Annotated in this window: 28 protein-coding genes and 1 pseudogene; 23 read left to right on the top strand and 6 right to left on the bottom strand. The window is 64.1% G+C overall.

From position 1 onward, the window contains the following. The first annotated feature begins 9 nt into the window (after positions 1-9). From fliJ to fliR, 9 genes are all read left to right on the top strand, one after another. Positions 10-465: a flagellar export protein FliJ gene (fliJ, locus tag ACIQ3Q_RS14955; RefSeq protein WP_396269938.1), complete on the top strand. Its 456-nt coding sequence runs from the start codon at positions 10-12 to the stop codon at positions 463-465. A gap of 9 nt (positions 466-474) precedes the next feature. Then, complete coding sequence (locus ACIQ3Q_RS14950) at positions 475-1,614, top strand: flagellar hook-length control protein FliK (RefSeq protein ID WP_396269937.1); 1,140 nt, start codon at positions 475-477, stop codon at positions 1,612-1,614. A gap of 139 nt (positions 1,615-1,753) precedes the next feature. Further along, positions 1,754-2,386, top strand: coding sequence for a flagellar basal body-associated protein FliL (gene fliL / locus ACIQ3Q_RS14945; RefSeq protein WP_396269936.1), 633 nt, complete (start codon positions 1,754-1,756; stop codon positions 2,384-2,386). 41 nt (positions 2,387-2,427) lie between these two features. Beyond that, positions 2,428-3,432, top strand: coding sequence for a flagellar motor switch protein FliM (fliM, locus tag ACIQ3Q_RS14940; protein ID WP_396269935.1), 1,005 nt, complete (start codon positions 2,428-2,430; stop codon positions 3,430-3,432). Beyond that, positions 3,422-3,886, top strand: coding sequence for a flagellar motor switch protein FliN (gene fliN, locus ACIQ3Q_RS14935; RefSeq protein WP_396269934.1), 465 nt, complete (start codon positions 3,422-3,424; stop codon positions 3,884-3,886). The genes fliM and fliN overlap by 11 nt, the downstream gene beginning before the upstream one ends. Positions 3,887-3,901: 15 nt before the next feature. Next, positions 3,902-4,249 (top strand): FliO/MopB family protein, encoded by a 348-nt coding sequence (locus tag ACIQ3Q_RS14930; RefSeq protein WP_396269933.1) that lies wholly within the window; start codon positions 3,902-3,904, stop codon positions 4,247-4,249. After that, the gene (gene fliP / locus ACIQ3Q_RS14925) at positions 4,239-5,018 is read left to right on the top strand and encodes a flagellar type III secretion system pore protein FliP (protein WP_396269932.1); all 780 of its coding nucleotides are present in this window, start codon (positions 4,239-4,241) and stop codon (positions 5,016-5,018) included. Before ACIQ3Q_RS14930 ends, fliP begins: the two co-directional genes overlap by 11 nt. A gap of 11 nt (positions 5,019-5,029) precedes the next feature. Beyond that, on the top strand, positions 5,030-5,302 hold the full coding sequence (gene fliQ, locus ACIQ3Q_RS14920; RefSeq protein WP_396269931.1) for a flagellar biosynthesis protein FliQ: 273 nt from the start codon (positions 5,030-5,032) through the stop codon (positions 5,300-5,302). Between the two features lie 21 nt (positions 5,303-5,323). Then, on the top strand, positions 5,324-6,085 hold the full coding sequence (gene fliR, locus ACIQ3Q_RS14915) for a flagellar biosynthetic protein FliR (protein ID WP_396269930.1): 762 nt from the start codon (positions 5,324-5,326) through the stop codon (positions 6,083-6,085). A 45-nt stretch (positions 6,086-6,130) separates the two neighbouring features. Here the strand turns inward: fliR and ACIQ3Q_RS14910 are convergent, their stop codons facing one another. Continuing rightward, on the bottom strand, positions 6,131-7,300 hold the full coding sequence (locus tag ACIQ3Q_RS14910) for a GGDEF domain-containing protein (RefSeq protein WP_396269929.1): 1,170 nt from the start codon (positions 7,298-7,300) through the stop codon (positions 6,131-6,133). Between the two features lie 225 nt (positions 7,301-7,525). Between ACIQ3Q_RS14910 and ACIQ3Q_RS14905 the strand changes: the two genes are divergently transcribed. From ACIQ3Q_RS14905 to ACIQ3Q_RS14885, 5 genes are all read left to right on the top strand, one after another. Next, entirely contained in the window at positions 7,526-8,656 is a 1,131-nt protein-coding gene (locus tag ACIQ3Q_RS14905) for a flagellar biosynthesis protein FlhB (protein WP_396269928.1), read from the top strand. A 47-nt stretch (positions 8,657-8,703) separates the two neighbouring features. After that, positions 8,704-10,743: a flagellar biosynthesis protein FlhA gene (flhA, locus tag ACIQ3Q_RS14900; protein WP_396269968.1), complete on the top strand. Its 2,040-nt coding sequence runs from the start codon at positions 8,704-8,706 to the stop codon at positions 10,741-10,743. A 100-nt stretch (positions 10,744-10,843) separates the two neighbouring features. Beyond that, a complete protein-coding gene (gene flhF / locus ACIQ3Q_RS14895) occupies positions 10,844-12,397 on the top strand; it encodes a flagellar biosynthesis protein FlhF (protein ID WP_396269927.1) in 1,554 nt (517 codons plus the stop codon). 10 nt (positions 12,398-12,407) lie between these two features. After that, positions 12,408-13,193, top strand: coding sequence for a MinD/ParA family protein (locus tag ACIQ3Q_RS14890; protein ID WP_396269926.1), 786 nt, complete (start codon positions 12,408-12,410; stop codon positions 13,191-13,193). An 18-nt stretch (positions 13,194-13,211) separates the two neighbouring features. Next, the gene (locus tag ACIQ3Q_RS14885; protein ID WP_396269924.1) at positions 13,212-13,925 is read left to right on the top strand and encodes an RNA polymerase sigma factor FliA; all 714 of its coding nucleotides are present in this window, start codon (positions 13,212-13,214) and stop codon (positions 13,923-13,925) included. Here ACIQ3Q_RS14885 and ACIQ3Q_RS14880 read toward each other — a convergent pair. From ACIQ3Q_RS14880 to ACIQ3Q_RS14865, 4 genes and pseudogenes are all read right to left on the bottom strand, one after another. Next, a complete protein-coding gene (locus tag ACIQ3Q_RS14880) occupies positions 13,906-15,084 on the bottom strand; it encodes an MFS transporter (protein WP_396269922.1) in 1,179 nt (392 codons plus the stop codon). The genes ACIQ3Q_RS14885 and ACIQ3Q_RS14880 overlap by 20 nt on opposite strands. Next, a complete protein-coding gene (locus ACIQ3Q_RS14875) occupies positions 15,081-15,509 on the bottom strand; it encodes a rhodanese-like domain-containing protein (RefSeq protein ID WP_396269921.1) in 429 nt (142 codons plus the stop codon). The genes ACIQ3Q_RS14880 and ACIQ3Q_RS14875 overlap by 4 nt, the downstream gene beginning before the upstream one ends. Positions 15,510-15,543: 34 nt before the next feature. Then, on the bottom strand, positions 15,544-15,963 hold the full coding sequence (gene trxC / locus ACIQ3Q_RS14870) for a thioredoxin TrxC (RefSeq protein ID WP_396269919.1): 420 nt from the start codon (positions 15,961-15,963) through the stop codon (positions 15,544-15,546). A gap of 127 nt (positions 15,964-16,090) precedes the next feature. After that, positions 16,091-16,249, bottom strand: a pseudogene (locus ACIQ3Q_RS14865) (MFS transporter); the annotation flags it as partial. 495 nt (positions 16,250-16,744) lie between these two features. Between ACIQ3Q_RS14865 and ACIQ3Q_RS14860 the strand changes: the two are divergent. Further along, the gene (locus ACIQ3Q_RS14860) at positions 16,745-17,680 is read left to right on the top strand and encodes a DUF4253 domain-containing protein (RefSeq protein ID WP_396269918.1); all 936 of its coding nucleotides are present in this window, start codon (positions 16,745-16,747) and stop codon (positions 17,678-17,680) included. Positions 17,681-17,723: 43 nt separating this feature from the next. Here the strand turns inward: ACIQ3Q_RS14860 and ACIQ3Q_RS14855 are convergent, their stop codons facing one another. Beyond that, on the bottom strand, positions 17,724-18,830 hold the full coding sequence (locus tag ACIQ3Q_RS14855; protein ID WP_396269916.1) for a YeeE/YedE family protein: 1,107 nt from the start codon (positions 18,828-18,830) through the stop codon (positions 17,724-17,726). A 178-nt stretch (positions 18,831-19,008) separates the two neighbouring features. Here ACIQ3Q_RS14855 and ACIQ3Q_RS14850 point away from each other — a divergent pair, with 178 nt between their 5' ends. The 8 genes from ACIQ3Q_RS14850 (at position 19,009) to ACIQ3Q_RS14815 (ending at position 25,526) form a co-directional block, all read left to right on the top strand. After that, positions 19,009-19,398, top strand: coding sequence for an ArsR/SmtB family transcription factor (locus ACIQ3Q_RS14850; RefSeq protein WP_396269915.1), 390 nt, complete (start codon positions 19,009-19,011; stop codon positions 19,396-19,398). 123 nt (positions 19,399-19,521) lie between these two features. Then, on the top strand, positions 19,522-20,466 hold the full coding sequence (locus ACIQ3Q_RS14845) for a CysB family HTH-type transcriptional regulator (RefSeq protein WP_396269914.1): 945 nt from the start codon (positions 19,522-19,524) through the stop codon (positions 20,464-20,466). A gap of 79 nt (positions 20,467-20,545) precedes the next feature. After that, positions 20,546-21,151: an NADPH-dependent FMN reductase gene (gene ssuE / locus ACIQ3Q_RS14840; protein WP_396269913.1), complete on the top strand. Its 606-nt coding sequence runs from the start codon at positions 20,546-20,548 to the stop codon at positions 21,149-21,151. Positions 21,152-21,298: 147 nt separating this feature from the next. Continuing rightward, entirely contained in the window at positions 21,299-22,318 is a 1,020-nt protein-coding gene (locus ACIQ3Q_RS14835; RefSeq protein WP_396269911.1) for an aliphatic sulfonate ABC transporter substrate-binding protein, read from the top strand. A 12-nt stretch (positions 22,319-22,330) separates the two neighbouring features. Then, positions 22,331-22,504 (top strand): hypothetical protein, encoded by a 174-nt coding sequence (locus ACIQ3Q_RS14830; RefSeq protein WP_396269910.1) that lies wholly within the window; start codon positions 22,331-22,333, stop codon positions 22,502-22,504. Positions 22,505-22,530: 26 nt separating this feature from the next. Next, positions 22,531-23,727, top strand: coding sequence for an FMNH2-dependent alkanesulfonate monooxygenase (ssuD, locus tag ACIQ3Q_RS14825; RefSeq protein ID WP_396269909.1), 1,197 nt, complete (start codon positions 22,531-22,533; stop codon positions 23,725-23,727). Positions 23,728-23,749: 22 nt separating this feature from the next. Next, positions 23,750-24,553: an aliphatic sulfonate ABC transporter permease SsuC gene (gene ssuC / locus ACIQ3Q_RS14820; protein WP_396269908.1), complete on the top strand. Its 804-nt coding sequence runs from the start codon at positions 23,750-23,752 to the stop codon at positions 24,551-24,553. Between the two features lie 58 nt (positions 24,554-24,611). Beyond that, positions 24,612-25,526 (top strand): ATP-binding cassette domain-containing protein, encoded by a 915-nt coding sequence (locus ACIQ3Q_RS14815; protein WP_396269967.1) that lies wholly within the window; start codon positions 24,612-24,614, stop codon positions 25,524-25,526. Positions 25,527-25,787 lie beyond the last annotated feature (261 nt).

Here is a 25,787-nt window from a genome sequence, read left to right as displayed (position 1 = left end):
AGCTAAGCCATGGACCGCGTTGCCCTACTCCGATTGCTGGAAGACCGAGACCGCAAGCGCCGAGACGAAGCCCTGATGCAATGGCAGGAGGCCGTGCGCCAGGCCGAGGCGGCGGGTGCCCAAGCGCAGGCGCTGGAAACCTATCGCAGCGAATACCGCGAGCGGTGGTCAGCCCAGTTCAAGCAGGCTGCGCCCATTGAGATCATCCGCTGCTACCAAGGCTTTGTGGAGCGCTTGGACCAGGCTATTGGTGCGCAGCAAGCGACGGTGGAGAACCACGCCGCCCGTGTGGCTGCTGCGCGAGAGCGGCTCAAGCAGCGCGAGGTCAAGCTGGCGACCGTGCAGCGCCTGATCGACCGCCGTTTACGCGCCGCCACGCAAGTGGTGCAGCGCCGCGAACAAAAAGCCAGTGACGAGGCGGCACAGCGCATGCGCCGCGCAGGCCTGACCCTGGCCCCGATGTAAGGACATGCCATGAGCCTCAGCACCACCGCCCCTTCTGAAGCCCTGACGCCCATGAACAAAGCGGCGCCGCAGGCCCGCAAGACCAGCACGGGGAGCGCGCCAGCCAGCGGCAGCGAGTTTGCCCAGCTCCTGCGTCTGCAAGCCCAGGCTGACTCAGCGGAGCCGCCCGAGAAACCTGTGAGCGCAGCGCCTTCGGACAAGGCCGACGACGAGGCCACGGTCAGCCAGGATCAAGCCGAGCAGAGTGATGACCCGCCCAGCGACAAGAGCAAGCTGCCCAAAAAGCTGCAACTCGGCGCAGAGGACCTGTCTGCCGATCTGCGCCCCAAGGCTGCATTGACGGCGGCGCCCAACCTTTTGAGTGACCGTGCTCGCGACCTTGCCGCCCGCCTGGGGGCCCAAGCCCGCGCCCAACGGGGCGCGGCGGGGGCTGAGCCTGGCCTGCGCCCTGAGGCCGTGGAAGCGGGCCTGCAAACCGAAGCGCCCTTGGGCTTTGGTGAAGCCTTGCTGGCGGCCACCGGGCTCGATGCCGCTGCTGTTCAGCGCAGCACAGAGAAGCCCGAGCGTCCGCTGGCGCAGCCGCTGCTGGCCGAGCCCGTGGCGGCGGCCTTGCCGCAGCCCGAGCCCATGGCGGGATTGAACGCCAACCCCCTGCCCGTGGAGACCGCCGCCGCAGTGCCCGTGCCGACGCAAGCCACACTGGAACACACACCGGGGACGGTGGCCTTCACCGCAGCGCTGGGCGCACAGCTCAGCGTTTGGGTGGCTGAGGGCGTGGAGATGGCTCAGTTGGAGTTGAACCCGCGCGATCTCGGTCCGATTGAAGTGCGCATTGCGATGCGCGACGGCCAGGCCCGGATCGAGCTTGGCGCCGACGTCACCAGCACCCGCGAGGCTTTGGCCCAGGCCCTGCCCTCCTTGGCGGAGGCCTTGGGCGATGTGGGCGTGCAACTGGCGGGGTCCGGCATGTCTGATCAAGGCAGTGCGCAACGCCAAGCCCAGCAAGACGCGGGGCGCCAGCCTTCGGCCGCCCTGGCGGCCCTGGCCCAGGCCTTTGGCCGGGCGGATGGCGCAGCCAACGGAGCAGAGGCCCAGGAACGTGTGCCGGCGCAGGGCCGCCCGCGTAGCCTGGTGGACTTGGTGGCCTGAGGCGCGTCCTCGCTGTCTTTTGCCCCGCTTTTCGGGGCATCGCGCCGGGGGGCTCCTCCCAATAATGGCTTCAGTCCAGCGCTTTGGTGCCGCCTGCATGGGTGGGTGGGCCAGGGCGTGATTTGAACAAGGAGCCGCGATGTCCGCACCCGCTGCAGCAGCCGCCGAGCACGGCGAAGCCGCGCCCAAAAAGGGCAAAAAGAAGCTGATCATCATCCTCGCCGTGGTGGGCTTGGTGCTGGCCTTGGGCGGTGGTGGTGCCGTGTTCTACATGAAGAAGAAGGCCGCCGAAGCCGAGGCCGCCGCCGCCGAAGAAGGCGGCGACGCAGCCCATGCCGCGCCCAAGAAGGAAAAGAAGAAAGAGAAGAAAAAGGACGACAAGCCCGTGCTGCCGGTGTTTGTGCCCCTGGACCCCTTTGTGGTGAACCTGGCTGACCGGGAGGCCGACCGCTATGCCCAGATTGGCGTGACCTTTCAGGTGGAAGATGCCAAGGCGGGGGAGGACCTGAAGATCTACATGCCGGCCATCCGCAACAACATCTTGATGCTGCTGGCCCACAAGACCTCTCAAGACCTTCACACCGTCGAAGGCAAAGAGAAGTTAGCCCGCCAAATCTTGCGCGAAGCCGTTCTGCCCATGGGCATTGAACTGGAAGACGAGGACGAGGTGGAAGAGGCCCCCGCAGCGGGCAAGAAGAAGCGCAGACAGTACGACACCATTGACGACTCGCCCATCAAGTCGGTGCAGTTCTCCAGCTTCATCATCCAGTGATTCGGCTCATCTGACCCGCCCCACTCCAGAGACGCCAATACATGAACCAGCAAATCCTCTCCCAAGACGAAGTGGATGCTTTGCTGCAGGGCATCACCGGCGAAAGCCAGAAGTTGGAGCAGGAAGAAGCCCCGACCGGGGGCATACGCAACTACGACCTGGCCAGCCAAGAGCGCATCGTGCGCGGGCGCATGCCGACGATGGAGATCATCGGCGAGCGATTTGCCCGCAACATCCGGGTGGGCTTGTTCAACATGATTCGCCGCAGCCCCGAGGTGTCCATCGGCGGCATCAAGGTGCAAAAGTACAGCGCCTTCTTGCGCGAGATCGTGGTGCCCACCAACTTCAACATTGTGTCGGTGCGGCCGCTGCGGGGCTCGGGCCTGATCGTCTGCGACCCCAGCATCGTGTTTTCGGTGATCGACTCGCTGTTCGGTGGCAACGGCAAGTTTCACACCCGCATCGAGGGGCGTGATTTCTCGGCCACCGAGCAGCGGGTGATTGAGCGCTTGGTCGGCGTCATCATTGCCGAGTACAAGCGCGCCTGGGCCGGCATCTACCCGCTGGAGCTGGACTACCAGCGCTCGGAGATGCAGCCGCAGTTCGCCAACGTCGCCCCCCCCAGTGAAATCGTGGTGGCCACCTCCTTCACCATTGAAGTGGGCGAGGTCTCGGGGGCCTTGCACTTCTGCATTCCGTACTCCACGCTGGAGCCGATCCGCGACGTGTTGTATTCGTCCATCCAGGGCGATTCCACCGAGCCGGACCGCCGCTGGGTGAACTTGCTCAAGGAGCAGATCCAGTCCGCCAATGTGGACCTGGTGGCCGAGTTGGGCACCGCGCCCGCCACGGTGGAGCAACTGCTGGCCCTGAAGGCCGGCGACTTTGTAGAGATGGACCTGGACCCGCTGATCCAGGCCAAGGTCGATGGCGTGCCGGTGTTTGACTGCTATTACGGCACGTCAGAAGGGCGCTACGCCATCAAGATTGATCGCATGTTGACCGGCCAAGGATTGAGCTGGTTGGGGGACAACCATGGCAGCTGATGACAATGCCCAAGACGATATGGCCGCAGCCTGGGCTGCGGCGCTGGAGGAGTCCTCCGGCTCCACCGGGTCTTCAGGGTCTTCGGGAGGCGCTTCAGGCTTTGCCAGCGAAGTGACGCAGGCTGCCGAGCAAGTCTCGCCTGCCGCCTTCACCAACTTCACGCCCACGGGTGGCGTGGGCGGTGCGGGCAATGACATCAACATGATCCTGGACATTCCGGTGCAACTCACCGTGGAGCTGGGGCGCACTCGTATTCCCATCAAGAACATCTTGCAACTGGCGCAAGGTTCGGTGGTGGAACTGGATGCCTTGGCTGGCGAGCCCATGGATGTGCTGGTCAACGGCTTCTTGATTGCCCAGGGCGAGGTGGTGGTGGTGAACGACAAGTTCGGTATCCGCCTGACCGACATCGTCACCCCCAGCGAGCGCATGCGTCGCCTGAGCCGGGTCTGAGCCATGAACCAAGCCATGACTCCTTTGCTCGCCTTCATCGGCGTGGTGGCCATGATCCCCGTGGTGCTGTGGCTGGTGCGCCGTGCCGGTGGCGTGCGTGCCGGCCAGCGCGGCCTGCTGAACTTGGTCGACACCTTATCGGTCTCGCCCTCGCAGCGTGTGGTGGTGGTGTCCTTGCAGCAAGGCGGCACCGAGCGCTGGTTGGTATTGGGCGTGGGCGGTGAAAGCATCACCCCCATTGCCACGCTGGATGCGCCACCCAGTGTGCCGCTGGACGTACAAAACCCCCAAGCCCCGACGGTGGCGCAAATGATCTCGCGCTGGCGCGGTGAGCAACCCACAGGAGGCCCCCATGCACGATAAGCCCAGCCGCTTGTGGGTGACCTTGGCTGTGATGGCGGTCGTCTTCTTGCCTGCCTTGGCCGGGGCGCAGCCGGTGGCGCCTACGGCCCCTACCGGGCCCAACCTGCCGCTGATGGTGGGGCAGGGCGCGGGGGGCAGCAGCTACTCGGTGCCCATCCAGACCCTGCTGTTCTTTACGGCCCTGTCGTTTCTTCCTGCGGTCGTGTTGCTCATGACGGGCTTTACCCGCATCGTGATTGTGTTGTCGCTGCTGCGCCAAGCCTTGGGTACCCAGGCGGCGCCGCCCAACCAGGTCATCATTGGCTTGAGCTTGTTCCTCACATTCTTCGTGATGTCACCGACCTTGGACAAGGTCTACGACCAGGCCTGGAAGCCCTACTCAGCCAACCAGATTGGCTTTGACCAAGCCCTGGCCAAGGCCGAGGTGCCGATGCGCGAGTTCATGCTCAAGCAGACCCGCCAGGCCGATGTGCAGCTGTTTGCCAAGTTGGCCAAGATCGACGAATCCATCAAGGGTGAGGATGTGCCGTTCAGGGTGCTGGTGCCGGCCTTTGTGACCAGCGAGCTGAAGACCGCGTTTCAGATCGGCTTTCTGATCTTCATTCCGTTTCTGATCATCGACATGATTGTGGCCAGCGTGCTGATGTCGCTGGGCATGATGATGCTCTCGCCGGTGTTGGTGGCGCTGCCCTTCAAGCTGATGCTGTTTGTGTTGGCGGATGGCTGGAACCTGCTGCTGGGTTCTTTGGCCGCCAGTTTTGCCACCTGAAGGACGCGCAGATGGAATCCCAACAAGTTTTCACCATCGGCCAGCAAGGCCTGATGATGCTGCTGACGGTGGCGGCCCCCTTGTTGATCGTGGTGCTGGTGGTGGGGGTGCTGGTCAGCGTGTTCCAGGCGGCCACGCAGATCAATGAAGCCACGCTGTCATTTGTGCCCAAGCTGCTGGCGGCCGTGGCCGTGATGGCGGTGATGGGCCCATGGATGCTGACCACGCTGGTGGACTATTTGCGCAGCATGCTGCTGTCCATCCCGATGGCGGCGGGCGGCTGATTCTCAGGTTCTCGGTCGCTCATGATCACCATCACCGAGGCACAAATCTTGGGCTGGGTCACCCCGGTGCTCTGGCCCTTTATTCGCGTGCTGGCACTGCTGCAGGTCTTGCCCGTGCTGGGCCAGCGGGTGGTGCCGGCGCGGGTGCGCATTGCCTTGGCCTTCATGGTGGCCTTTTGCGCGCAAGGCGTGGCCCCGCCGATTGAGCCTGTGCCGCTGGATTCGTCCATGGCCGTGCTCTTGGTGGTGCAGCAGCTCTTGATCGGCCTGTCCTTGGGCTTTTCCGTGCGCATCATCTTTGCGGCGCTGGAGTTTGCGGGCGAAGTCTCGGGCCTGCAGATGGGCATGAACTTTGCCGGCTTCTTTGACCCGGTGCTGGCCAGCCAAGGCACGGCCATTGGCCGCTTCTATGCCACCTTGGTGGGCTTTTTGTTCATCGTGCTCAACGGCCACCTCACGGTCATCCATGCCGTGGTCCAGAGCCTGACGGTGTTTCCGGTGGGTCCCGAGCCTTTTGCCTTTTTGCGCGCCACCATGCCCCACACCTGGGGGGCAGAGATCTTCAGCATGGGCCTGTGGATCGCCATGCCCATCATCGCGGTGCTGCTGTTCGTCAACGTGGTGCTGGGCGTCATCTCCCGCGTGGCCCCGCAGGTCAACATCTTCTCGATTGGCTTCCCCATCACTATGGGTTTGGGGCTGATCAGCATGATGATGATGCTGCCTTTGCTGCAAACACCGTTTCTGGCGGCGCTGGACCGGATGTTGAATCAGTTTCGGTGAGGGGAGGCGGCTTTGCCGGCTGCAGAGCGCATCAAAAAAAGGACCTCACGGCCAAATATCAATCCGATTGCGCCCCATGCCCTTGGCGCGGTAGAGCGCTTTGTCGGCCAAGCTGATCGCCTGCTCTACGGGCAGGGCGGAGGGCCACGGAGCGATGCCGATGGAGGCGGTGAGTGCCAAGCCGGGGGGCCATTGAGGGTGTTGGGCCCGCTCTAGGCTGGTGCGGATGCGCTCTGCCACTTGAAGAGCGCCGGCCAGCTCGGTGCGCGGCAGCAGCAGCAAAAACTCTTCGCCGCCCCAACGGGCCAGTACGTCGACCTCGCGCAGGCAGGCTTTGACGCTGGCGCAGGCCTGTTGCAGCACCACGTCGCCCGTGGCGTGGCCGTGGCGGTCGTTCACGGCCTTGAAGTGATCCAGGTCCAACAGCAGCAGGCTGGCCGTGGAGCCTTCGCGTTGCATGGCCGCAGCTTCCAACTGGGCACGCTCTAAAAAGGCGCGGCGGTTCAAGGCCTGGGTCAGCGGGTCTTTGGTGGCCAGGGCCATGGCTTGGTCCAGCGCTGCATGCAACTGGGCGTTGCTGTCTTCCAGGGCGGCGGCCAAGTGGCGGTTGCGTAGGTCGCCGATCACGGCGTCGCGCGCTTGGGCATGGAGCTGCCGGCCAAACAGCCACAGCACCACCATGTAAACGGCCAATGAGGTCAGCAAGGGCCAACTGGTGGCCAGGGGCTCGCTCAGGAAGCGGGCTCCCGCAACCACCCAGAGCGCCATATTGAAGGCGACCATGCCGCGCCCAAGATGAGCAGTGACGATGAGTGCCATGGCTGAGGTCACCGTCAGCAGCATCATCATCAGTTGTTCTTGCAATCCCCAGTGGGGGATGTCGGCCAGCAGCCAGACCAGCAGGCCCCAGGTCAAGCCGCTGGCGGCCAGGCCCGTCACCATGCGTTGTTCCAGCCCAAGGGACATCGCCTCCGCTGGGCTGAGGCGCAGCACTCGGCGCGTGAGGACTTGCAGATAGCCCAAAACGGCCAGTCGCAGGGCCACAAAGCCGGCCAGCAGCCAGAGGGGGTGGCTCTGACCCAAGATGAGCACCACCAAGACCATGCCCAGCACATTGCTCTGAAGGCCGGTGGACTCGCGCCTGGCCATGCGGGCCAAGCACTCTGCGCTCACATCTTGGGCACTGACGCCGTCTGGCAACAAGCGATGGCTCATGGCGTACTCGGTCTCCCCACCGAGGCTCTAAAAATCGTGCTGCGCATTGTCACTGCCGCAAGCCAGACCGCAACTGTGAATTTGTCACTATTGATGTGAACCTTAGGCGACATTCTGGGCGCAGTCCGCCGGGCCGCCGTTGACAGGCCAGTCGGAGATGGCCGGGCTAAGCCTTGCTTTTTTGGCTCAAGTGCGGGCGCCCCCCGGGGCAACATGGCTGACACCATGGATGACTCCGCACAAGACCGCAACTTACCCGCCAGCCCTAAAAAGCTGGCCAAGGCCCGGGCCGAAGGCCAGGTGGCGCGCTCGCGCGACCTGGGGCACTTTGCAGCCCTGGGAACGGGCGGCTTTGTGCTGCTGGCGGTGGCAGCCCCGCTGGGGGATTGGCTGCGCGGAATCATGGTCAGCAGCTTGCGCTTTGGCACTCGCGAGGTGATGCAGCCCTCGGCCATGACCGAACAGTTGGTCACGCTGGGCGTCAAAAGTCTGTGGGTGATTGCGCCGCTGGGTTTGCTGATGATGCTGATGGGCGTGGTGAGCGCCGTGGTCTCTGGAGGCTGGAATGTGGCGTTCAAGGCGCTGGCCCCCAGCTTTGGCCGCTTCAACCCCTTGGCCGGGCTGGGGCGGATGTTTGCCAAGGACCATTTGATTGATGTGCTCAAGGTGATTGTGTTGGCCACGGCCTTGGGCACGGTAGGGGTGCTGTACCTGCGCGCCCACTGGCAGAGCATGGCGCAGTTGCTCTTGGTGCCGCTGCCCCAGGCGGTGGCGGCGCTGACGGGCACGATGGCCACTGGCTTTGGATTTTTGCTGCTGCTGCTGGGTGTTTGGGCGGCCATTGATGTGCCGCTGCAGCGCCACCTCTATGCCAACCGGCTGAAGATGAGCCACCAGGATATGAAGCAGGAATTCAAGGAGGCCGAGGGCAACCAAGAGGTCAAGGCCAAGGTCAAGCAGCGCATGCGCGAGATCGGCCGCAAGCGCATGTTGCTGGCCGTGCCCACGGCGGACTTGGTGGTGATGAACCCGACCCACTATGCCGTGGCCCTGAAGTACGACGAAGGCAGCATGGGCGCACCGCGCGTGGTGGCCAAGGGCGCTGACTTGCTGGCACTGAAGATCCGCGACTTGGCGCGCGAGTCGGGCGTGCCGGTGCTGCAAGCGCCGCCGCTGGCCCGCGCGCTCTACACCCATGTGGAGTTGGAAGGCGAAGTCCCCGCCGCCCTGTTTGCCGCTGTGGCACAGGTGCTGGCCTGGGTCTACCAACTGCGCCGCACCCCCTATCTGGTCGCCCCCGATGTGGTGGTGCCGCCTGAGCTTGACCCGCACACCTCACGTCCGAGGACTGAATGAACAACTTGCAGTACCAATTCAAGGCCCTGTTCGGCGAGAACGCAGCGATGATCAAGTCGCTGATGGCACCGATCTTCATCATCCTGGTCTTGTCCATGATGGTGTTGCCACTGCCGCCCTTTGCACTGGACTTGCTGTTCACCTTCAACATCGCGATGTCGCTGATGGTGATGATGGTGGCGGCCAATATGGTCAAGCCGCTGGACTTCGCGGCCTTCCCGACGGTGCTGCTGGTGACCACCTTGCTGCGGCTATCGCTGAACGTGGCCTCCACCCGCGTGGTGCTGCTGGAAGGCCACACTGGCCCCGGCGCTGCGGGCAAGGTGATTGAGTCCTTTGGCCACTTCTTGATTGGTGGCAACTTCGCGGTCGGTTTGATCGTGTTTGCGATTCTGGTGGTGATCAACTTCATCGTGGTCACCAAGGGCGCGGAGCGGATTGCCGAGGTGGGCGCCCGCTTTACCTTGGACGCCATGCCCGGCAAACAAATGGCGATTGATGCCGACTTGAACGCCGGCCTGATCAATGAAGAAGAGGCCAAAAAGCGCCGCGCCGAAGTCGGCGAAGAAGCCGACTTCTTTGGCTCCATGGACGGTGCGTCGAAGTTTGTGCGCGGCGACGCCATTGCCGGCATGTTGATCTTGGTGATCAACATCGTGGGCGGCTTCATCATCGGTGTGGCCCAACACAATCTGAGCGCCAGCCAGGCTGCCAACACCTACATCCTGTTGGCGGTGGGTGATGCGCTGGTCGCGCAGATTCCGGGCTTGCTGATCTCTGTCGCCGCCGCCATGGTGGTGTCGCGCGTGGGTTCTGAGCACGACATTGGCAGCCAGATTCGCGGCCAGATGTTCCAGTCGCCCAAGGTCATGGGCATCACGGCCGGCATCATTCTCTTGCTGGGCATCATCCCCGGCATGCCGCATGTGGTCTTCCTGCTGATGGGCGGCTTGATTGGCTATTACGCTTGGTGGCTGCGCCAGCGCGAGAAGGCGGCAGCCAACAAGCCTGCTGTGGACCCCAAAGATGCGGCACCGGCCATCAATGGCGAGGCTTCGTGGGATGACCTGCAACCAGTGGACACCCTGGGCCTGGAAGTCGGCTATCGCCTCATCGCCCTGGTGGACAAGGCCCGCCAGGGCGACCTGCTGGCACGCATCAAGGGCGTGCGCAAGAAGTTTGCGCAAGAGGTGGGCTTCTTGCCGCCCTCGGTCCACATCCGCGACAACCTGGAGTTGAAGCCCAGTGTCTACCGCGTCACCTTGCGCGGCGCGGTGGTGGGTGAAGGCGAGGCCTTCCCTGGCATGTACATGGCCATCAACCCAGGTGGCGGTGCACCGCAACTGCCTGGCACCAAGACGATTGACCCGGCCTTCGGCCTGCCTGCGGTGTGGATTGAAGAGCGCTTCAAAGAGCAAGCCCAAATGAGTGGGTTTACGGTGGTTGATTGCTCGACCGTGGTGGCCACTCACCTCTCACACTTGATGCAAGTGAATGCCGCCAAATTGCTGGGGCGTGGAGAGACCCAATCACTGGTCGAACACGTCACCAAATTGGCTCCGAAGTTGATCGAAGATGTGGTGCCAAAAATGGTCGGGATCGCAACATTACAAAAAGTGCTCCAGCTGCTGCTGGAAGAGGGCGTGCACATCCGCGACTTCCGCTCCATCGTCGAATCACTGGCCGAACACTCGCCTCACACTACTGACCCGGCCGAGCTGGCCCGTCGCATCCGCATCCACCTGGCCCCGGCCATCGTGCAGCAGATCTATGGCCCCGCCAAGGAGCTGGATGTGATTGCGCTGGAGCCCGACTTGGAGCGCATGGTGGCCCAGGCCTTGAACTCGCCCCACGGCGCGGTGCTGGACCCGGGTGTGGCCGACAGCCTGACCCGCCAAGCCGCCGACACCGCCAACAAGCAAGAGAACCTCGGCCATCCGGCCTGCCTCTTGGTGCCCGACGCGCTGCGCGCACCCATGGCCCGCTTGCTCAAACGTGCTGCGCCCCGCCTGAAGGTGCTGGCGCACAGCGAAATTCCTGAAACTCATTCGATCCGCATCGGCTCGATCATTGGAGGTGCTGTATGACCCCCTCTGTCCTCGCTTCTTGGCCTGCCCTGGACGGCCAGAACTCACAGCCCGGATCTCAGCCACACGGTGTCATTGACGCCACCCAGGGGGCCTCATCATGAACGTCAAGCGCTTTACCGCCCGCACCTCGCGAGAGGCCTTCGCCCTGGTGCGACAGGCCTTTGGTGAGGACGCCGTGGTGCTCTCCACCCGCCCCGCCGCCGAGGGGGTGGAAGTTACCGCCATGAGCCCCGATTCGCTGGACCAGATCGAGAAGGTCGCCGCCAACCCTGAGCCTGAGCGCGCCGCGCCCAGTGCCCGTGCACGCGGCGACAGCCTGGCCGCCCGCGTGGAGCGCGCCAATGCCCAGCGCAGCCTCAGCCCCAGCCGTGAAGAGCAGGCGGCCGCAGGCGCGGGCAATGTCGAAGACGATGTGGCCCAGCTCAGCATGAGCACGCTGTCCTTCCAAGACTATGTGCGCGAGCGCATGCTCAAGCGCCGCCAACAAGCCCTGAACCCGGAAGCCGCTGCGGCGCCCGAACCCGTTGCCCCGCCGCGTGCTGCGGCACCGGCCCCGACCAGTGCGCCACGCAGTGCTGCGCCGGCTCCTCGCGCCGCACCTGCGCCAGCCTCACGCCCCGCGCCCACCACCGCACAGCGCTTGGCCGTGCCGCGCCTGCAAGAAGAGATTGCGATCCCGACCCTCGGAGAGGCCGTGGGCCGCCGTGAAGAGATCGACATGGTCAACGAACTGCGCTCGATGAAGGGCCTGATCGAAGAGCGCTTTGGCGCCCTGGCCTTCATGGAGAAGCTGCAGCGCGAGCCGCGCCAAGCCTTGCTGGCCCAGAAGTTGTTGGACATTGGCTTCTCGCCCGGTTTGATCCGCCGCATGGTGGACGCTCTGCCCGCGCAAGCGCAGGACGAGCTGGCCTGGGCCACCACCGTGCTGGAGCGCAATTTGTTGACCGGCGAGGCCGAGCCTGCCCTGGAAGAGCAGGGCGGCGTGTTTGCCCTGATCGGCTCTACCGGCGTAGGCAAGACCACCAGCACCGCCAAACTGGCCGCAGCCTTTGCCACCCAATACGGCGCGGCCAACTTGGGCCTGGTGACACTGGACGCCTATCGCGTGGGCGCCCACGAACAACTGCGCACCTACGGCCGCATCCTGGGCGTGCCCGTGCACACCGCGCACGACCGCGCCTCGCTGGAAGACCTGCGGGACCTGCTCTCGGGCAAGCGCATGGTGCTGATCGACACCGCTGGCATGGCCCAGCGCGACAGCCGCACCCGCGAGCTGCTGGAGATGCTCTCGCACCCCAGCATCAGCCGCCTCTTGGTGCTGGATGCCGCCGCCCAAGGCGAAACCATTGACGACGTGATCACCAACTGGCGCGCTGCGCAGTGCAAGGGCGTGATCCTGTCCAAGATCGACGAGGCCGTGAAGCTGGCCCCGGCGCTGGACGCGCTGATTCGTCACAAATTGAAAGTGCTGGGCGTGGCCAATGGCCAGCGCGTCCCAGAGGATTGGCATCGGCTGTCGTCCAACGCCCTGCTGCAGCGCGCCATGCGCGGCGGTGGCGCCGCTACATACCGCATGGAAGCGGCCGATGTTCAGTTGATTTTTGCGGCCGCCTCGCATTCTGCAGCGGTCTCCCACGGCATGCATGTCTAAGGCGCAGTCCATGGCCAAAGCAGCGTCACTGAGCTCTCAATCCCTGTGGCAGGGCGACCAAGCCGCAGGCCTGCGCAAACTCTTTGCCACGCCTCCTGCCGTGGTGGTGCCGGTGGTCGCCAGTGCCGAGATCGACTGCAGCGGAGCCCTGCTGGAGCGCCTCAACAGTGCCTTCACGGCCCTGGGGGCGCGCACCTTGGTGGTGGATGCGGCGGATTCGTCCCCGGCGCCGGCTGAGCTGGCCGATGTGCATCTGCCTTCTTGCATCGAGCGGCTCAGCGGCAGCGTTTCCTACTTTGCCGCGCGGGGCTTGCCGCGCCGCCATGTGGACACCCGCGGCTCCAGCGCCAATTGGTTGGCCGAGGTCGAAGCGGCTGCGCCGGGTGTGGATGTGATCGTGCTGCACGCCGAGGCACGCGACCTGGCCCGCATGCTGGTGGGCCGCGAGGTGCACCCCGTGCTGCTGGCCTCGCTGCAGCCTGACAGCCTGACCGCCGCCTATGCCGCCATGAAGCTGCTGGCCCAGCGTGCCCAACTGATGAGCTTTGACGTGATGGTGGGCCATGTGGGCCGCCCGCGCCGGGCTCAGCGCATTGTCGAGCGCCTGAGCAGTTGCTCAGACGCCTTCCTGGGTGCCTTGCTGCGGCAAACCGCCGTGGTGGACACCGTGGATACCCATTACGACACCTCCCCTGTGGAGATGTTGGCCGCCGCGCAGTTGATGCCGGTGGCGCTTCCTGCCCATGAGTTGCAGGCGCACCGCGCGCCACAGCAGCGCATGGCTTCTTTGTATTGACCCGTCCGGAGACCGTTCATGTACACCGCAACAGGCCGCCTCGAGACCGACGCGATGCTCAAGCAGTACAGCCCGCTGGTGCGGCGACTGGCACATCAGATGATTGCCAAGTTGCCCGCCAATGTGGAGCTGGATGACTTGGTGCAGGTGGGAATGATTGGCTTGCACGACGCCATGGGCCGCTTCGACGTGGCCCAGGGCGTGCAGTTCGAGACCTTTGCCACCCAGCGCATTCGCGGCGCCATGCTGGACGAGCTGCGGGGCAGCGACTGGATGAGCCGGGGCAACCGCCGCCAGCAGCGCGAGATTGAAGCCGCCGTGCACAAGCTGGAGCAGCGTCTGGGCCGACCGCCTCAGGAGAGCGAGATTGCCGGTGAAATGGGCATCTCCCTGAGCGACTACCAGGACATGCTGACCAAGGTGCGCGGCACCCAGCTGGTTTACTTGGAAGACATGTCGGGCGACGAGGCCGGCGATGACTTTTTAGACCGCCATGTCGCGGTGGATGAAGCCAACCCCTTGGCCCAGTTGCAAGACCACCGCATGCGCGAGGCCTTGGTGGCCGCCATCAAGAACCTGCCCGAGCGCGAGCAGTTTGTGATGAGCATGTACTACGAGCACGACATGAACCTCAAAGAGATTGCCGCCGTGCTCAAGGTTACCGAAAGCCGCATCTGCCAACTGCACAGCCAGGCCATTGCGCGCCTGCGCGTCAAGCTGCGGGAGTGGTGAGCCCGCGCCGCTGCACAGCCAGCCAGACCAGCGCCGCGCCCAGCAGGGTCAGCGGCAGCAAGCTGCCCAGGTTCATGGCCTGCCAGCCGCCGGTGGTGACCAGGGCGCCCGAGCCAAAAGCGGTCAGCGTCATCGTGGCATAAACCCAGAAATCAACGGCCGCCTGTGCGGTCGTTTTTTCTTCTGGGCGATAGGCTTCGGTGGCCAGCGTGGTGCCGCCGATGAAGAGGAAGTTCCAGCCTACGCCCAGCGTGATCAGGGCGGCCAAAAAGTGCATCAGCTCCACCCCTGAGAGCGCCACCAGCACACACACGATATTCAGCACCAGCCCCAGCACCATGATGGGCAGCGCCCCAAAGCGCTTGATCAAATGGCCGGTGAAGAAGCTGGGTGCATACATGCCGATCACATGCCACTCCAGCACCAACGCCGCGCTGGAAAACGGCAGGCCGCACTGCGCCATGGCAATGGGCGTCGCCGACATCAACAAGCTCATCACGCCATAGCCCAAGGCACAAGCGGCGGTGGCCACGATGAACAGCGGCTGGCGCGCAATCTCGCGTAGCGGCCGACCCTGAGGGCTGCCATCACCGGCTTGGGGCAGCGGCGGAAACTCAATGCGCGACATCAACACCATCGCCAGCGCCGCCAAGCCGATCAAGGCCAGATAAGCCCCGGTGAAGGGCTGCACCGTCAACTCCCGCGTGGCACTGGCCAGGTTGGGGCCTACCACCGCGCCGATCAAGCCGCCCGCCAGCACCCAGGAGATGGCCTTCTCTTTGGCGCTGGGCGCGACCAATTCAGTGGCTGCAAAGCGGTAGAGCGAGGCGTTGGCGTTGTAATAGCCCGCCAGCAGCGTGGCGCCCACCAGCAGCCAAAAGCTCTGCTGCACCGTGGCCAGCGCGCACAGGCCTGAGGCCACCATGGCGACCACGAGCCCGACCTGAAAAGTGCGCCTGCGCCCCCAGGCGCGCTGATGCCGCGCCACCAGCGGTGCGGCCAAGGCCCCGCCCGCCACATAGCCGGCAATGGGCAAGGTGGCCATCCAAGGCGCGGGCGCCAGGCTCAAGCCCACCAAGCCGTTGATGGCGACAAAGGTGACGTTGTTCGAGAGAAAAAGGCCCTGGCACAGGGCCAGCAATAAGAGTTGAGCATTCACTGGGGTTTGACCATCGGCCAGCCACGTTGGGCCCACTCGCTCATGCCACCGTGAACATAGCGCACATGCTGGTAGCCGCCGGTTTTGCGCAAGGCCCCCAAGGTAGAGGCCGAGCGGTTCTGCGTGTTGCAGATCAGATAGACCGGCTTGCTCGGGTCTGTGGGGATCTCCATGGCGCGTTGGCGCAACTGGCTCATGGGCAGCAACTTGGCGCCTTGCGCCACCCCCGTGGCATGCTCGGCGGGCTCTCGAATGTCGATCAGCACCACCTTGCCCGCCTCATGGTCTGCGCGGGCTTGGTCCAGCGTGACCTTGTCTTTGGGGTCCGAGGGCTGCGAACAAGCGGCCAGGCTCAAGGCGCCCATCAAGAGGCACAGGCTGAGGCGCCGGGTCAGACGCCGGGGGCGGGAAATGGAGAGGTGCATGACTAAATATTAGCTCATGCCAATAAAGCAAGGCTCAGAGCTGTGCCGACACCCAGCGTTGCAGGTCGGCGGCAGACATGGCACCGCTGACGCGAGCCACCTCTTTGCCACCCTTGAACAAGGCCAGGGTGGGAATGCTGCGGATGTTGAAGGCGGCGCTGAGCTGCGGCGCGGCTTCCGTGTCCACCTTGGCAAAGCGCACTTGCGGCAGGGCTGCGGCGGCTTGGGCAAAGTGTGGCGCCATCATCTTGCAGGGGCCACACCAATCGGCCCAGAAGTCCACCAACACCGGCAAGTCTGTGTGGGCAATGAAGCGTTGGAACGTTCTTTGGTCCAGCGCCACGGGGGAGGGCTCCATCAGGCCGTGGCCGCATTTGCCGCAGACGGGCTGGTCGCTGAGGCGTTCTTCAGGCACGCGGTTGGTGGCGCCACAGGCGGGGCAGGAGAGGTTCATGAGCGTACTGAGGGAGTGAGATAGCGCGGGCGGCGGTGACTATGTGCAGTGAGCGGTGTTCTCACAGCCCGCGCATCTGCCACTTCAAGGCGCCCCAGACACCCAGCACGATGCCGGCCACTGCCAGCACGGCGCCGCCCGCCACATAGCCGGCAATGGGCAAGGTGGCCATCCAGGGCAGGGGGGCCAAGCTCAGGCCCACCAGGCCGTTGATGGCAACAAAGGTGACGTTGTTGGAAAGGAAGAGGCCTTGGAACAGGGCCAGTAGCAGGAGCTGGGGGTTCACTGGGGTTTGAATTGGAGCCAGATAGGTCGGGCCATCGCCGCGCGTGGGAGACTCGACGAGCGTCAGGGCAAGGGAGTATGACTGAAACCTGGGCCGTGCGAATTGATGGAGCTGCCTGCTGGGGTCGTGCCACAGAGAGGGCGCTGGGCCACTGGCTCCGTTCATGTCCCCCGCCCTCGGCCCTCTGGGCCGAAGGCTCCGCCTTAACTTCACTGCGCCAGTGGCCCAGCACCCTCTCCCTCAATCGTCTTCGCACGATCAAGCGAATGGGCCATCAGTCATCGAAGGTGTTGCGGTAGTTGTGTAGCGAAGCTCAAGGACTTGTGGATGCGCCGGCGGGCAGCTACGCTTCAACCGAGGCACGCTCCCAAGAGATTGAGATATCGCATGCCCAACGACAAGACGGCCCATTGCTCAGAGGTCCTGTGGCAGGTGTCCGGCTAGACTCAAGGGGATGCCAAATCAACAGAAATAGCGGGAATTGAGGAGAAGGCTTTGATTCAATCCATCGACGAACTGGCGAATGTGCTGCGGGGCACAGGTCTGGAGGGCCGTGCATTGGGTGAGGTTTGGCAGCACTGCGGCACAGACCCAGTTTTCACCGTTGCGCTCGAAGCCGGTCGAGAATACGACGAACAGGCGTTGTTGCGGTCACTGATGGCGCAGACGGGGCGCTATGCCCTGGTGTCGAGCAAAGACCATGTCGATATGACCTTTTGCGAGTCTGCACCGTCTGCTCCGCCTGAGTGGGACTGGATTGAAGCTACGGCGGCCGAGACTTTGTTGGTGGATGGGTCAGCCTACCTGGCTACAGGAGGATCATTGAGTCGGTTCAGCGAAACGAGAACGGACGATTTCTCGGGCTGGTTGGCTATCGATCTCAGTCATCCTAGCCACCCGCTGAGTGACATCCAGCGCAGATTTGGCGAAGCGCCCTCGGTCCAGCAGATATGCGATCTTCGGGATTCAGGCGTATTGCGATCCGACGCCGACTTTGAGCGCTGGCTTTTACGCTGGGAGGTGGAGCGTTTTGGAGACGCCGCACTATTGCCACCTTCTTTTCACTACCTCGACGGCCACGAGTTCAGCGAGCCACATCCCCGTGTCGCAGTCTTGCTGCCAACCCAACAGTCTTGGAAGGCACTTCTTTACACGGCCTGGTACGGTTTGGAAGGCGGCGGTGCCGCAGAGCTGGCCGCCTCGCTACGGGTTTGGGCTGAGAACTACGGGGCTGAATTGGTAGCTGCCTTTGGCACGACCCTTTATCTGCAGGTGGCCAGGCGGCCTTCGAACATTGATGAAGCCTTTGTATTGGCCCTGGAGCACCGCCACTTTGCCTCCGACACGTTTGTCCTTCCTGGCGTGTCGACCCGAGATCACGCTCGTGCCTTGTTGACGCTGGACCGCTGGTTCTTTCATTCACGGCCATAGGATTTGGCTGGCGCGGCGCGCCCTGCGGGCACACCGAGCCCTCTCACAGCCCCCGCATCTGCCACTTCAAAGCGCCCCACACCCCCAGCACGATGCCGGCCACGGCCAGCACGGCGCCACCGGAGAGCAGGGACAGGCCGCTGATGCCTTGGCCGATGGAGCAGCCCATGGCCGTCACACCGCCAAAGCCCATCATCACGCCGCCCAGCAAATGGCCGCGCAAATCGGCGGTGTCTTTGAAGCCTTCGATGCGGAACTCGCCGCGCAGCTTGGCCGAGATGGCCGAGCCCAGCACCACGCCCAAGGCGAGCAGCACGCCAAAGCTGGCCGTGGTGTTGCGATCCGACCAGAAGGTCAGCAGGTCGATGGTGTGCGCCACCGGCGCGGTGAAGCTCAGGGCCTCGGGCCGCTTGGTGGCGGTGCCCAGCCATGCAGGCTCCAGGGTGTCGGGGTGTTCGGGCAGGTAGCCCACCAAGCCCGTCAGCAGCCAGGCACCGGGCACCAGCACGCCCACGGCCAAGCCGCCCAACCAATGGCCGGTGTCCATCTCGCGGCGGTTACGCCACAGCAGCAAGGCGGCCACAAGCAGCACCAGGGCCAAGACCACGCCGCGCCACTGGGTTGCGCTCAGGCCGCCCAGCACGCTCAAGAGATAGCCCAGGTCTTGCGGCCCCGCCAGTTGCAGCGCGGTGCTGTCCAGAAAGCGGGTGCGGCCTTCGGCGAACAAGCCGCGCAGCGTCATCTGGGCTGAGACGGCGATCACCAAGAGCGTGACCAAGGCCTTCAGGCTGCCGCTGCCTAGGCGCACCAAATTGCGCTGCGGGCAGCCCGAGGCAATGACCATGCCCGCACCAAAAATGGTGCCCCCCACCAGGTAAGACAACCACAGCAGGCGGTCGTTCCAGGGCACAGAGCGGCTGACATCGAGCACCCCGCCCAAGACCAAGCCCATGCTCAGGGCCGCAGCCACGGCCACGGCCAGCACCCACATCATCAGCCTGGGCGTGCCCCGATAAGCAAACCAATCGGACAAGCCACCCATGGTGCAAAAGCGCGTGGCTTGTGCCGAGGCGCCTAAAAGCAAGCCTAAACCTAGGCCGCCCCACAAAACGGCGGTGGTGGCAGATGCAGGGCTCAAGGGTAAAGACATGGCGGCTCGATAGAAGGATCAACAGCCCGATTGTCTCGCAGCCCGCCATGTATGCTCTGGCCATGGCCTGTGATTGGGCGCGGCGCAAGGGCGAACCAGGGGAAACTCCGGAGACCTTCGACCGCGAGCCTCCGCAGGCTGTGAGGCAGAAACTCCACACTTGCGAATAAAATAAGCCATGGATGAATCATCACCCGTGCTGCCCCTTGAGGGCCTTGCCGACGCCGCGACGGGCGATCGGGTGTTCGAGTCTGCCGCTGAGCTCTTCAGTGTGCTGGCCACGCCCATCCGCCTGAAGATCATCTCGGCCGTGTGCCAGCAAGAGAAAAACGTCTCCCAACTGCTGGCCGAGATCGACACCACCCAGCCCAATATGTCTCAGCACCTCTCCACGCTCTATCGCAGTGGCGTGCTGGCCAAGCGCCGCGAGGGCACGCAGATCTACTACCGCCTGCAAAGTGAGCGCGTGGCCATGCTGTGCCGTGCGGTGTGCACGCAGGTGGCGATTGAGTTGGACGGCAACGCTGAATTGGACGCCAGTGATCGCTTGGTGCCGAATCGCCGCTGACGTATCAGCCAGCGATTTGCTTATTCGTTTTTTGAGGCTGCTTAGGCGGGATTGGTCGTTGGTGATTGGGGCTGGCTGCCGATAATTCAAGGTTTCGCCCCAGGGCAGACCGAATCATCTGGCATGAACTTCCAACAACTCCGATCGGTGCGTGAGGCCCTGCGCCGCAACTTCAATTTGACGGAGGTGGCAGCGGTGCTGCATACCTCGCAGCCCGGCGTCAGCCGTCAGATTCGCGAGTTGGAAGAAGAGCTCGGTCTGGAAATCTTCATCCGTGCGGGCAAGCGCCTGACCGGACTCACGCCTGCGGGTCAACGAGTGCTGCCCTGGGTGGAAAAGCTCTTGCTCGATGCGGAGAACTTGCGCAGTGCGAGCTTGGATTTCTTGGAGGGCGAGGCGGGCACACTTAGCATTGCAGCCACACACTCCCAAGCGCGGTATGCCTTGCCTACAGCCGTGCATGACTTTCGCGCCCGCTTTCCCAAGGTTCAGCTGCAATTGCATCAGGGCTCACCGGCGCAGATTGCGCAATGGCTGTTAGACGGCACGGCCGATATCGGCATTGCCTCCCATGCTTTGGCTGAAGAGCCGGAGTTGGTGGCCCTGCCGTGCTACCGCTGGAGCCACTCTTTGATCGTGCCGCCGGGCCATGCGCTGCTCGATGGGGCGGTGACGCTGGAGCGCTTGGCTGAACACCCCGTCATCACCTACGACACCGGCTACACCGGGCGCGGCAGCATCGACGACGCCTTCAAGCGTGCCGGGCTCAACCCGCGCGTGGTGATGACGGCCATGGATGCCGATGTGATCAAGACCTATGTGGAGTTGGGCATGGGCGTGGGCATCATCGCGGCCATCGCCTTTGACGAGGAGCGCGACACTCATTTGCGCGCCGTCGATGCGCGCAACCTGTTCGCCATCAACACCACCAGCGTGGGCGTGCGGCGCGGCAGCTTGCTGCGCTCCTTCGCCTATGCGTTCGTGACGCTGTTCGCACCGCATCTACAGCGCGAGATCGTGGAGCAGGCTCAGTCGGCGCCGCACGGCGTGCCCGAGGCGCCGCTCTGACTCTGCGCAGCGGAAGTCGGATATCCAAACCCGATTTCCTTCGTTCACGGCGGGGCTGTCCGTGGCTATCGTGCAGGGCATGACTTCTGCACACACCTTCACAGCCCCCAAAGTGGTGGGCCTTTCCGCCAGTGCCACCACGCCCTCTCGCACGCTGAGTCTGCTGCGAGCCGGCTTGCATCAGCTCAGGCCCGCAGCCGAGCGCGTCACCGAAGTGGATGTCCGGAGCTTGCCCTCGCAGGCTCTGTTGCATGCCGAGGTGGATCATCCCTTGATCGCCAGTGCCCTGCATGAGGTGCATCAAGCCGACATTGTCTTGGTGGCCACTCCCATCTACAAAGCGGCCTACAGTGGCCTGCTCAAAGTTTTTTTGGACTTGATTCCGCAGCAGGGTTTGCGCGGCAAGATCGTGCTGCCCTTGGCGACGGGCGGCAGCACCGCGCATCTGCTGGCTTTGGACTATGCGCTCAAGCCGGTGCTGAGTGCCTTGGGAGCGCGCCATATCTTGGATGTGGTCTACGCGACCGACAGTCAATTTGAGTCGCACGACCTCCTTGGGCGGCAGCCCAATGAAGAGGTGCTTCAGCGTCTGCGCGCAGCCCTTGCGCCTTTGTCGGAGACCCCTTCCGGGGTCTTGCCCTTGAGCAGGCTCAGGGCCCCGTCGCCTGAGCGTGTGCCTTGTTGACGCCTGCCTGATCCGTTTGTCTCCTGACCCCAGAGGGTCTTGCCTCCGCCTTGCCGCGTTGGGCGCGTGAGCCTGCCTCATGAGGCGGGTGGAGGCTTCTTGATGCATCACGGCGCCTAAGCGCCGCACTGATCGGAAGGTCAAACCATGTCTGAACATCCATTTCATCCCCGCTCTGGTGGGCGCCGCAACGTGCTGCGCTGGGCCACCGCCGCCAGCGTCTTGAGCCCTGCAGCCTGGTTTGGCGGGCGGGACGCGTGGGCTCAGGCGCCTGCGCTGCCACAGTTGCGCATCGCCTTTCAGAAAGGGACCATCAACTTGGCGCTGCTCAAGCTCACCGCTGTGCTAGAGAAGCGCTTGCCAAGCACCACGGTGACCTGGGTCGAGTTCCCGGCGGGTCCGCAGATTCTCGAAGCCTTGTCCGTGGGCAGTGTGGACCTGGGCGCCACTGGAGATTCACCACCGGTCTTCGCGCAGGCCGCCGGCAAGGACCTGGTCTATGTCGGGGCAGAGCCCCCCAAACCCGACAGTTCCGCCATCTTGGTCAAGCCCGATGCGCCGCTGCGCAGCTTGGCCGACCTGAAAGGGCGCCGCGTGGCCTTTCAGAAAGGCTCATCCGCTCACTTTCTGACGGTGCAGGCGCTGGCCAAGGCCGGCCTGCAATGGTCTGACATCCAGCCGGTGTACCTGGCGCCTGCCGATGCCCGAGCGGCCTTTGAGCGGGGCTCGGTGGACGCGTGGGCGATCTGGGACCCTTACTACGCCGCCGCGGAGATTGACGGCCAGGTGCGCGTGCTGGCGACGAGCCGTGGCCTGACCAACAACAACACCTTCTATCTGGCGACCCGCGCCCTGGCGGGGCAAGAAGCGGTCTTGCGCCAGATCTTGGCGGCTTTGGTGGACACCGATCGCTATGTGCAGCAGAACCGACAAGAAGCTGCCAAGCGCTTTGCCGACTTTGCGGGCCTGGGCCTGGCCACGGTGCTGCGTGTGCTGGAGCGGCGCCAGCCCTCACCGGTGGCGCCGTTGACGGCCGCTCTGGTGGCTGAGCAGCAACGGGTGGCTGATGCCTTCGCCGAGCTGAAGCTCATCCCCAGGCCTATCCGCGTGGCCGACGCTTTGCCTGCAGGTCAGGCGGCAAGGCTGGCGCTGGTGTCCCCTCGCTGAAAGCCCATGACCGTGACGGCACTCGTTCGCACAGCCACCGCTGAGCCTCGCGACCACGTACGGCGGGTGATCGCCACCACCGCTGCGCTGTGGTGGCCACGGCCTGTGTCACTGCCCCAGCCCCGTCAACCCGCCGCCAACGCCCCCCAACTTCACCCCGACGCGGTCCTTCACTTTGGCCGCTAAACACTTCGATTCGAAAGCACATTCCCATGAAGATCCTTTGGTTCATTCCCACCCACGGTGACACCCGATACCTGGGCACCAGCACCGGCGGCCGCGCCGCTGATTTCAACTACTTCAAGCAAGTGGCCGTGGCGGCCGACACCTTGGGTTATGAAGGCGTGTTGATCCCCACGGGTCGTTCTTGCGAAGACCCGTGGACCGTGGCGTCCAGCCTGATCGATGCCACGCGACGACTGAAATTCTTGGTGGCGTTGCGCCCAGGTCTCGTCACGCCCAGCCAGTACGCCCGCACGGCCGCCACCCTGGACCGGCTCTCGGGCGGGCGCGTGCTGATCAACTTGGTGACCGGCGGAGACCAAGCCGAGTTGGAAGGTGACGGCCAATTCCTGCCGCATGCCCAGCGTTATGAGCAAGCCACCGAGTTCCTGCACATCTGGCGCGAAATCGTGTCGCGCAGCCACACCGGCGAGGCGCTGGACTTTGAAGGTCAACACCTCAGTGTCAAGGGTGCCAAGCTGCTCTATCCACCACTGCAGCGCCCCTATCCGCCACTGTTCTTCGGCGGCTCATCGCCCGAGGCGCATGAGTTGGCCGCGCAGCAACTCGACACCTACCTGACCTGGGGTGAGCCGCCGGCCGCCGTGGCGGCCAAAGTGGCCGATGTGCGCGAGCGCGCCGCGAAGTATGGGCGCACCTTGACCTACGGCATTCGACTGCACGTGATCGTGCGCGAAACCGAGGACGCCGCTTGGGCGGCAGCGGCCGACTTGGTCTCGCACCTCGACGAAGCCACCGTGGCCCGCGCCCAGCAAACCTTTGCCAAGATGGACTCGGTGGGGCAGCGCCGCATGGCCGCGCTGCACCAAGGCAAGTTCAACCCGGACAACATCCGCGAGGGCCTGGAGGTTTCGCCCAACCTGTGGGCGGGCGTGGGCTTGGTGCGTGGCGGCGCAGGCACCGCACTGGTGGGCAATCCGCAGCAAGTGGCCGATCGCATCAAAGAGTATGCCGACTTGGGGCTGGAGTACTTTGTGCTCTCAGGCTACCCGCACCTGGAAGAGGCCTACCGCTTCGCGGAGTTGGTGTTCCCCTTGCTGCCGCTGGGCCTGCGTGAGCGCCTGGCCACACAACTGCAGACGCCCGGTCTGACGGGGCCTTTCGGTGAGGTGGTGGCCAACCAGCATGTGCCGCAGCCTTCGGCCCTGGCCCGTTCTGCCTCTTGAGGTAGGGAAGTCGGAGCTGACCATGGGACATCCTTTATCCAATCGTCAATGGCGTGGGGAGTTGGGCCGGCACGCTCTGCCTTGGCTGCTGCCGGTGGTGTTGTTGCTGGCCTGGCAATGGGCCTCGTCCAGCGGCGCACTGTCCACGCGTGTGCTGCCTGAGCCGTGGGCGGTGCTGCAAGCCTTCTGGCTCTTGGCTAGTTCGGGCGAGCTGTGGCGCCATGTGGGCGTCAGCTCGGGCCGAGCCTTGTTGGGTCTGGCCATTGGCGGGGGCTTGGGTTTGGTGCTGGGGCTGTTGACCGGCACCTTCCGCTGGGCTGAGACCTTGCTTGATTCCAGCTTGCAGATGTTGCGCAACATTCCGGCCTTGGCGCTCATTCCGTTGGTGATTCTGTGGTTTGGCATTGATGAGAGCGCCAAGCTTTTCTTGGTGTCTGTGGGGGTGTTCTTTCCGATCTACCTCAACACCTTCCACGGCATTCGCTCAGTGGACATGGGCTTGATCGAGATGGCACGCAGCTATGGCCTATCGGGCTGGGGGCTCTACCGCCAAGTCATCTTGCCCGGCGCCTTGCCGTCCATCTTGGTCGGTCTGCGCTTCTCTTTAGGCCTGATGTGGGTGCTGCTCATCGTGGCAGAGACTATCTCAGCCCAGGCGGGCATTGGCTACCTCACGATGAACGCCCGCGAGTTCTTGCAGACCGACGTGGTGCTGGTGGGCATCTTGCTGTATGCCTTGTTGGGCAAGTTGGCGGACGTGGTGGCACGCCTGCTGGAGCGCACCTTGCTGCGCTGGCACCCAGGCTACCAACGCGCTGCTCGCTGATGGGGAGAATGTGATGACGAAGTTTGAACGACATTGGCATGGCGCTTGGAACGCCATCATGGACTGGATGGGCCCAATTCCCCTGGCGGCTGCAGGCGAAGGCCCGCAGACCACTTTGCGCGGGGCTCAAGCGGCGGATGACACCGACGCTGGCCGCTCGCCTGCGCCTTCGGTGACGGTGCTGCCGTCGGCTCGCGGACTGAATGTCCAGGTCAAGGGGCTGGACAAGCGCTATGGCCAGCGCCAAGTTTTGCAGCAGGTCGACTTGCAGATTGCGCCGGGCGAGTTTGTCGCCATCGTGGGCCGCAGTGGCTGCGGGAAGAGCACTTTGCTGCGCCATTTGGCGGGCCTGGAGCAAGCCGATGCCGGGCACATCCGGCTGGGTGAGCATGCCAGCCCGGCAGAGGCTCGTGCCGATGTGCGCATCATGTTCCAAGACGCTCGCCTGCTGCCTTGGAAGCGGGTGCTGGACAACGTGGCCTTGGGCCTGAAAGGACCCGACGCACGCCAGCGCGCGCTGACAGCCTTGGCCGAGGTTGGCCTCGCAGACCGGGCGGATGAATGGCCAGCTGTGCTCTCGGGCGGCCAGCGGCAGCGCGTGGCCTTGGCCCGCGCCTTGGTCCATCGGCCTCGTCTGTTGCTGCTGGACGAGCCCCTGGGCGCCTTGGATGCCTTGACCCGTATCGAAATGCACCAACTCATCGAGCGGCTGTGGCACGAGCATGGCGTGACAGCCCTGCTGGTGACCCATGATGTCGGCGAGGCCGTCGCCCTTGCAGACCGGGTGGTGCTGATCGAGGAGCTGCGCATTGCCTTTGACGAAGCCGTGGGCCTGCCGCGTCCTCGCTCCCGCACCGCACCGGGCTTTGCGGCCTTTGAAGAGCGTGTGCTGAGGCGGGTGTTGCAGCAGCCTGAACTGGCACCCCCAGCAGACCTGGCGCAAGCCGTGGGTGAGTGGCGGTTCTCCAACTAGGGTCAGTCACCCATGTGGCGGTCTCTCGTGGACGGCCACAGGTCCATCAGGACAATGCAGGAAGTGCGGGTGGAGTGCCTGCCTTATCAGGCACTTTGATCACGGGGCTTTGCTTACGATGAAGGGCGCAGTATCTCGAGTTTCTCCTAGCAGGCTGCTGAAATACCGACCGGTTGTGATGGTCGAGCGAGGCGCAGCGAGGACAATGTGAGCATCTCGATCTGAGAGAGACCTATGCGCGGCGCCGACACCTTCACCGAG

Origin of the sequence: Ideonella sp., from assembly GCF_044358605.1 — a bacterium.
GTDB lineage: Bacteria > Pseudomonadota > Gammaproteobacteria > Burkholderiales > Burkholderiaceae_C > Ideonella.
Note: the sequence above shows the minus strand (reverse complement) of the source record. Positions and strands in the feature narration are given on the sequence as shown.

What these genes read in the sequence shown, in the direction of transcription:
- ACIQ3Q_RS14890 (WP_396269926.1), top strand. Translation starts at nt 12,408, where the DNA reads ATGGCCAAAGCAGCGTCACTGAGCTCTCAATCCCTGTGGCAGGGCGAC.
- fliM (WP_396269935.1), top strand. Translation starts at nt 2,428, where the DNA reads ATGAACCAGCAAATCCTCTCCCAAGACGAAGTGGATGCTTTGCTGCAG.
- ACIQ3Q_RS14905 (WP_396269928.1), top strand. Translation starts at nt 7,526, where the DNA reads ATGGATGACTCCGCACAAGACCGCAACTTACCCGCCAGCCCTAAAAAG.
- trxC (WP_396269919.1), bottom strand. Translation starts at nt 15,963, where the DNA reads ATGAACCTCTCCTGCCCCGCCTGTGGCGCCACCAACCGCGTGCCTGAA.
- ACIQ3Q_RS14950 (WP_396269937.1), top strand. Translation starts at nt 475, where the DNA reads ATGAGCCTCAGCACCACCGCCCCTTCTGAAGCCCTGACGCCCATGAAC.
- ACIQ3Q_RS14855 (WP_396269916.1), bottom strand. Translation starts at nt 18,830, where the DNA reads ATGTCTTTACCCTTGAGCCCTGCATCTGCCACCACCGCCGTTTTGTGG.
- fliJ (WP_396269938.1), top strand. Translation starts at nt 10, where the DNA reads ATGGACCGCGTTGCCCTACTCCGATTGCTGGAAGACCGAGACCGCAAG.
- ACIQ3Q_RS14835 (WP_396269911.1), top strand. Translation starts at nt 21,299, where the DNA reads ATGTCTGAACATCCATTTCATCCCCGCTCTGGTGGGCGCCGCAACGTG.
- ACIQ3Q_RS14910 (WP_396269929.1), bottom strand. Translation starts at nt 7,300, where the DNA reads ATGAGCCATCGCTTGTTGCCAGACGGCGTCAGTGCCCAAGATGTGAGC.
- ssuC (WP_396269908.1), top strand. Translation starts at nt 23,750, where the DNA reads ATGGGACATCCTTTATCCAATCGTCAATGGCGTGGGGAGTTGGGCCGG.
- ACIQ3Q_RS14875 (WP_396269921.1), bottom strand. Translation starts at nt 15,509, where the DNA reads ATGCACCTCTCCATTTCCCGCCCCCGGCGTCTGACCCGGCGCCTCAGC.
- flhF (WP_396269927.1), top strand. Translation starts at nt 10,844, where the DNA reads ATGAACGTCAAGCGCTTTACCGCCCGCACCTCGCGAGAGGCCTTCGCC.
- ACIQ3Q_RS14930 (WP_396269933.1), top strand. Translation starts at nt 3,902, where the DNA reads ATGACTCCTTTGCTCGCCTTCATCGGCGTGGTGGCCATGATCCCCGTG.
- ACIQ3Q_RS14815 (WP_396269967.1), top strand. Translation starts at nt 24,612, where the DNA reads ATGGACTGGATGGGCCCAATTCCCCTGGCGGCTGCAGGCGAAGGCCCG.
- fliP (WP_396269932.1), top strand. Translation starts at nt 4,239, where the DNA reads ATGCACGATAAGCCCAGCCGCTTGTGGGTGACCTTGGCTGTGATGGCG.
- flhA (WP_396269968.1), top strand. Translation starts at nt 8,704, where the DNA reads ATGATCAAGTCGCTGATGGCACCGATCTTCATCATCCTGGTCTTGTCC.
- fliL (WP_396269936.1), top strand. Translation starts at nt 1,754, where the DNA reads ATGTCCGCACCCGCTGCAGCAGCCGCCGAGCACGGCGAAGCCGCGCCC.
- fliN (WP_396269934.1), top strand. Translation starts at nt 3,422, where the DNA reads ATGGCAGCTGATGACAATGCCCAAGACGATATGGCCGCAGCCTGGGCT.
- ACIQ3Q_RS14885 (WP_396269924.1), top strand. Translation starts at nt 13,212, where the DNA reads ATGTACACCGCAACAGGCCGCCTCGAGACCGACGCGATGCTCAAGCAG.
- fliQ (WP_396269931.1), top strand. Translation starts at nt 5,030, where the DNA reads ATGGAATCCCAACAAGTTTTCACCATCGGCCAGCAAGGCCTGATGATG.
- ssuE (WP_396269913.1), top strand. Translation starts at nt 20,546, where the DNA reads ATGACTTCTGCACACACCTTCACAGCCCCCAAAGTGGTGGGCCTTTCC.
- ACIQ3Q_RS14850 (WP_396269915.1), top strand. Translation starts at nt 19,009, where the DNA reads ATGGATGAATCATCACCCGTGCTGCCCCTTGAGGGCCTTGCCGACGCC.
- ACIQ3Q_RS14845 (WP_396269914.1), top strand. Translation starts at nt 19,522, where the DNA reads ATGAACTTCCAACAACTCCGATCGGTGCGTGAGGCCCTGCGCCGCAAC.
- fliR (WP_396269930.1), top strand. Translation starts at nt 5,324, where the DNA reads ATGATCACCATCACCGAGGCACAAATCTTGGGCTGGGTCACCCCGGTG.
- ssuD (WP_396269909.1), top strand. Translation starts at nt 22,531, where the DNA reads ATGAAGATCCTTTGGTTCATTCCCACCCACGGTGACACCCGATACCTG.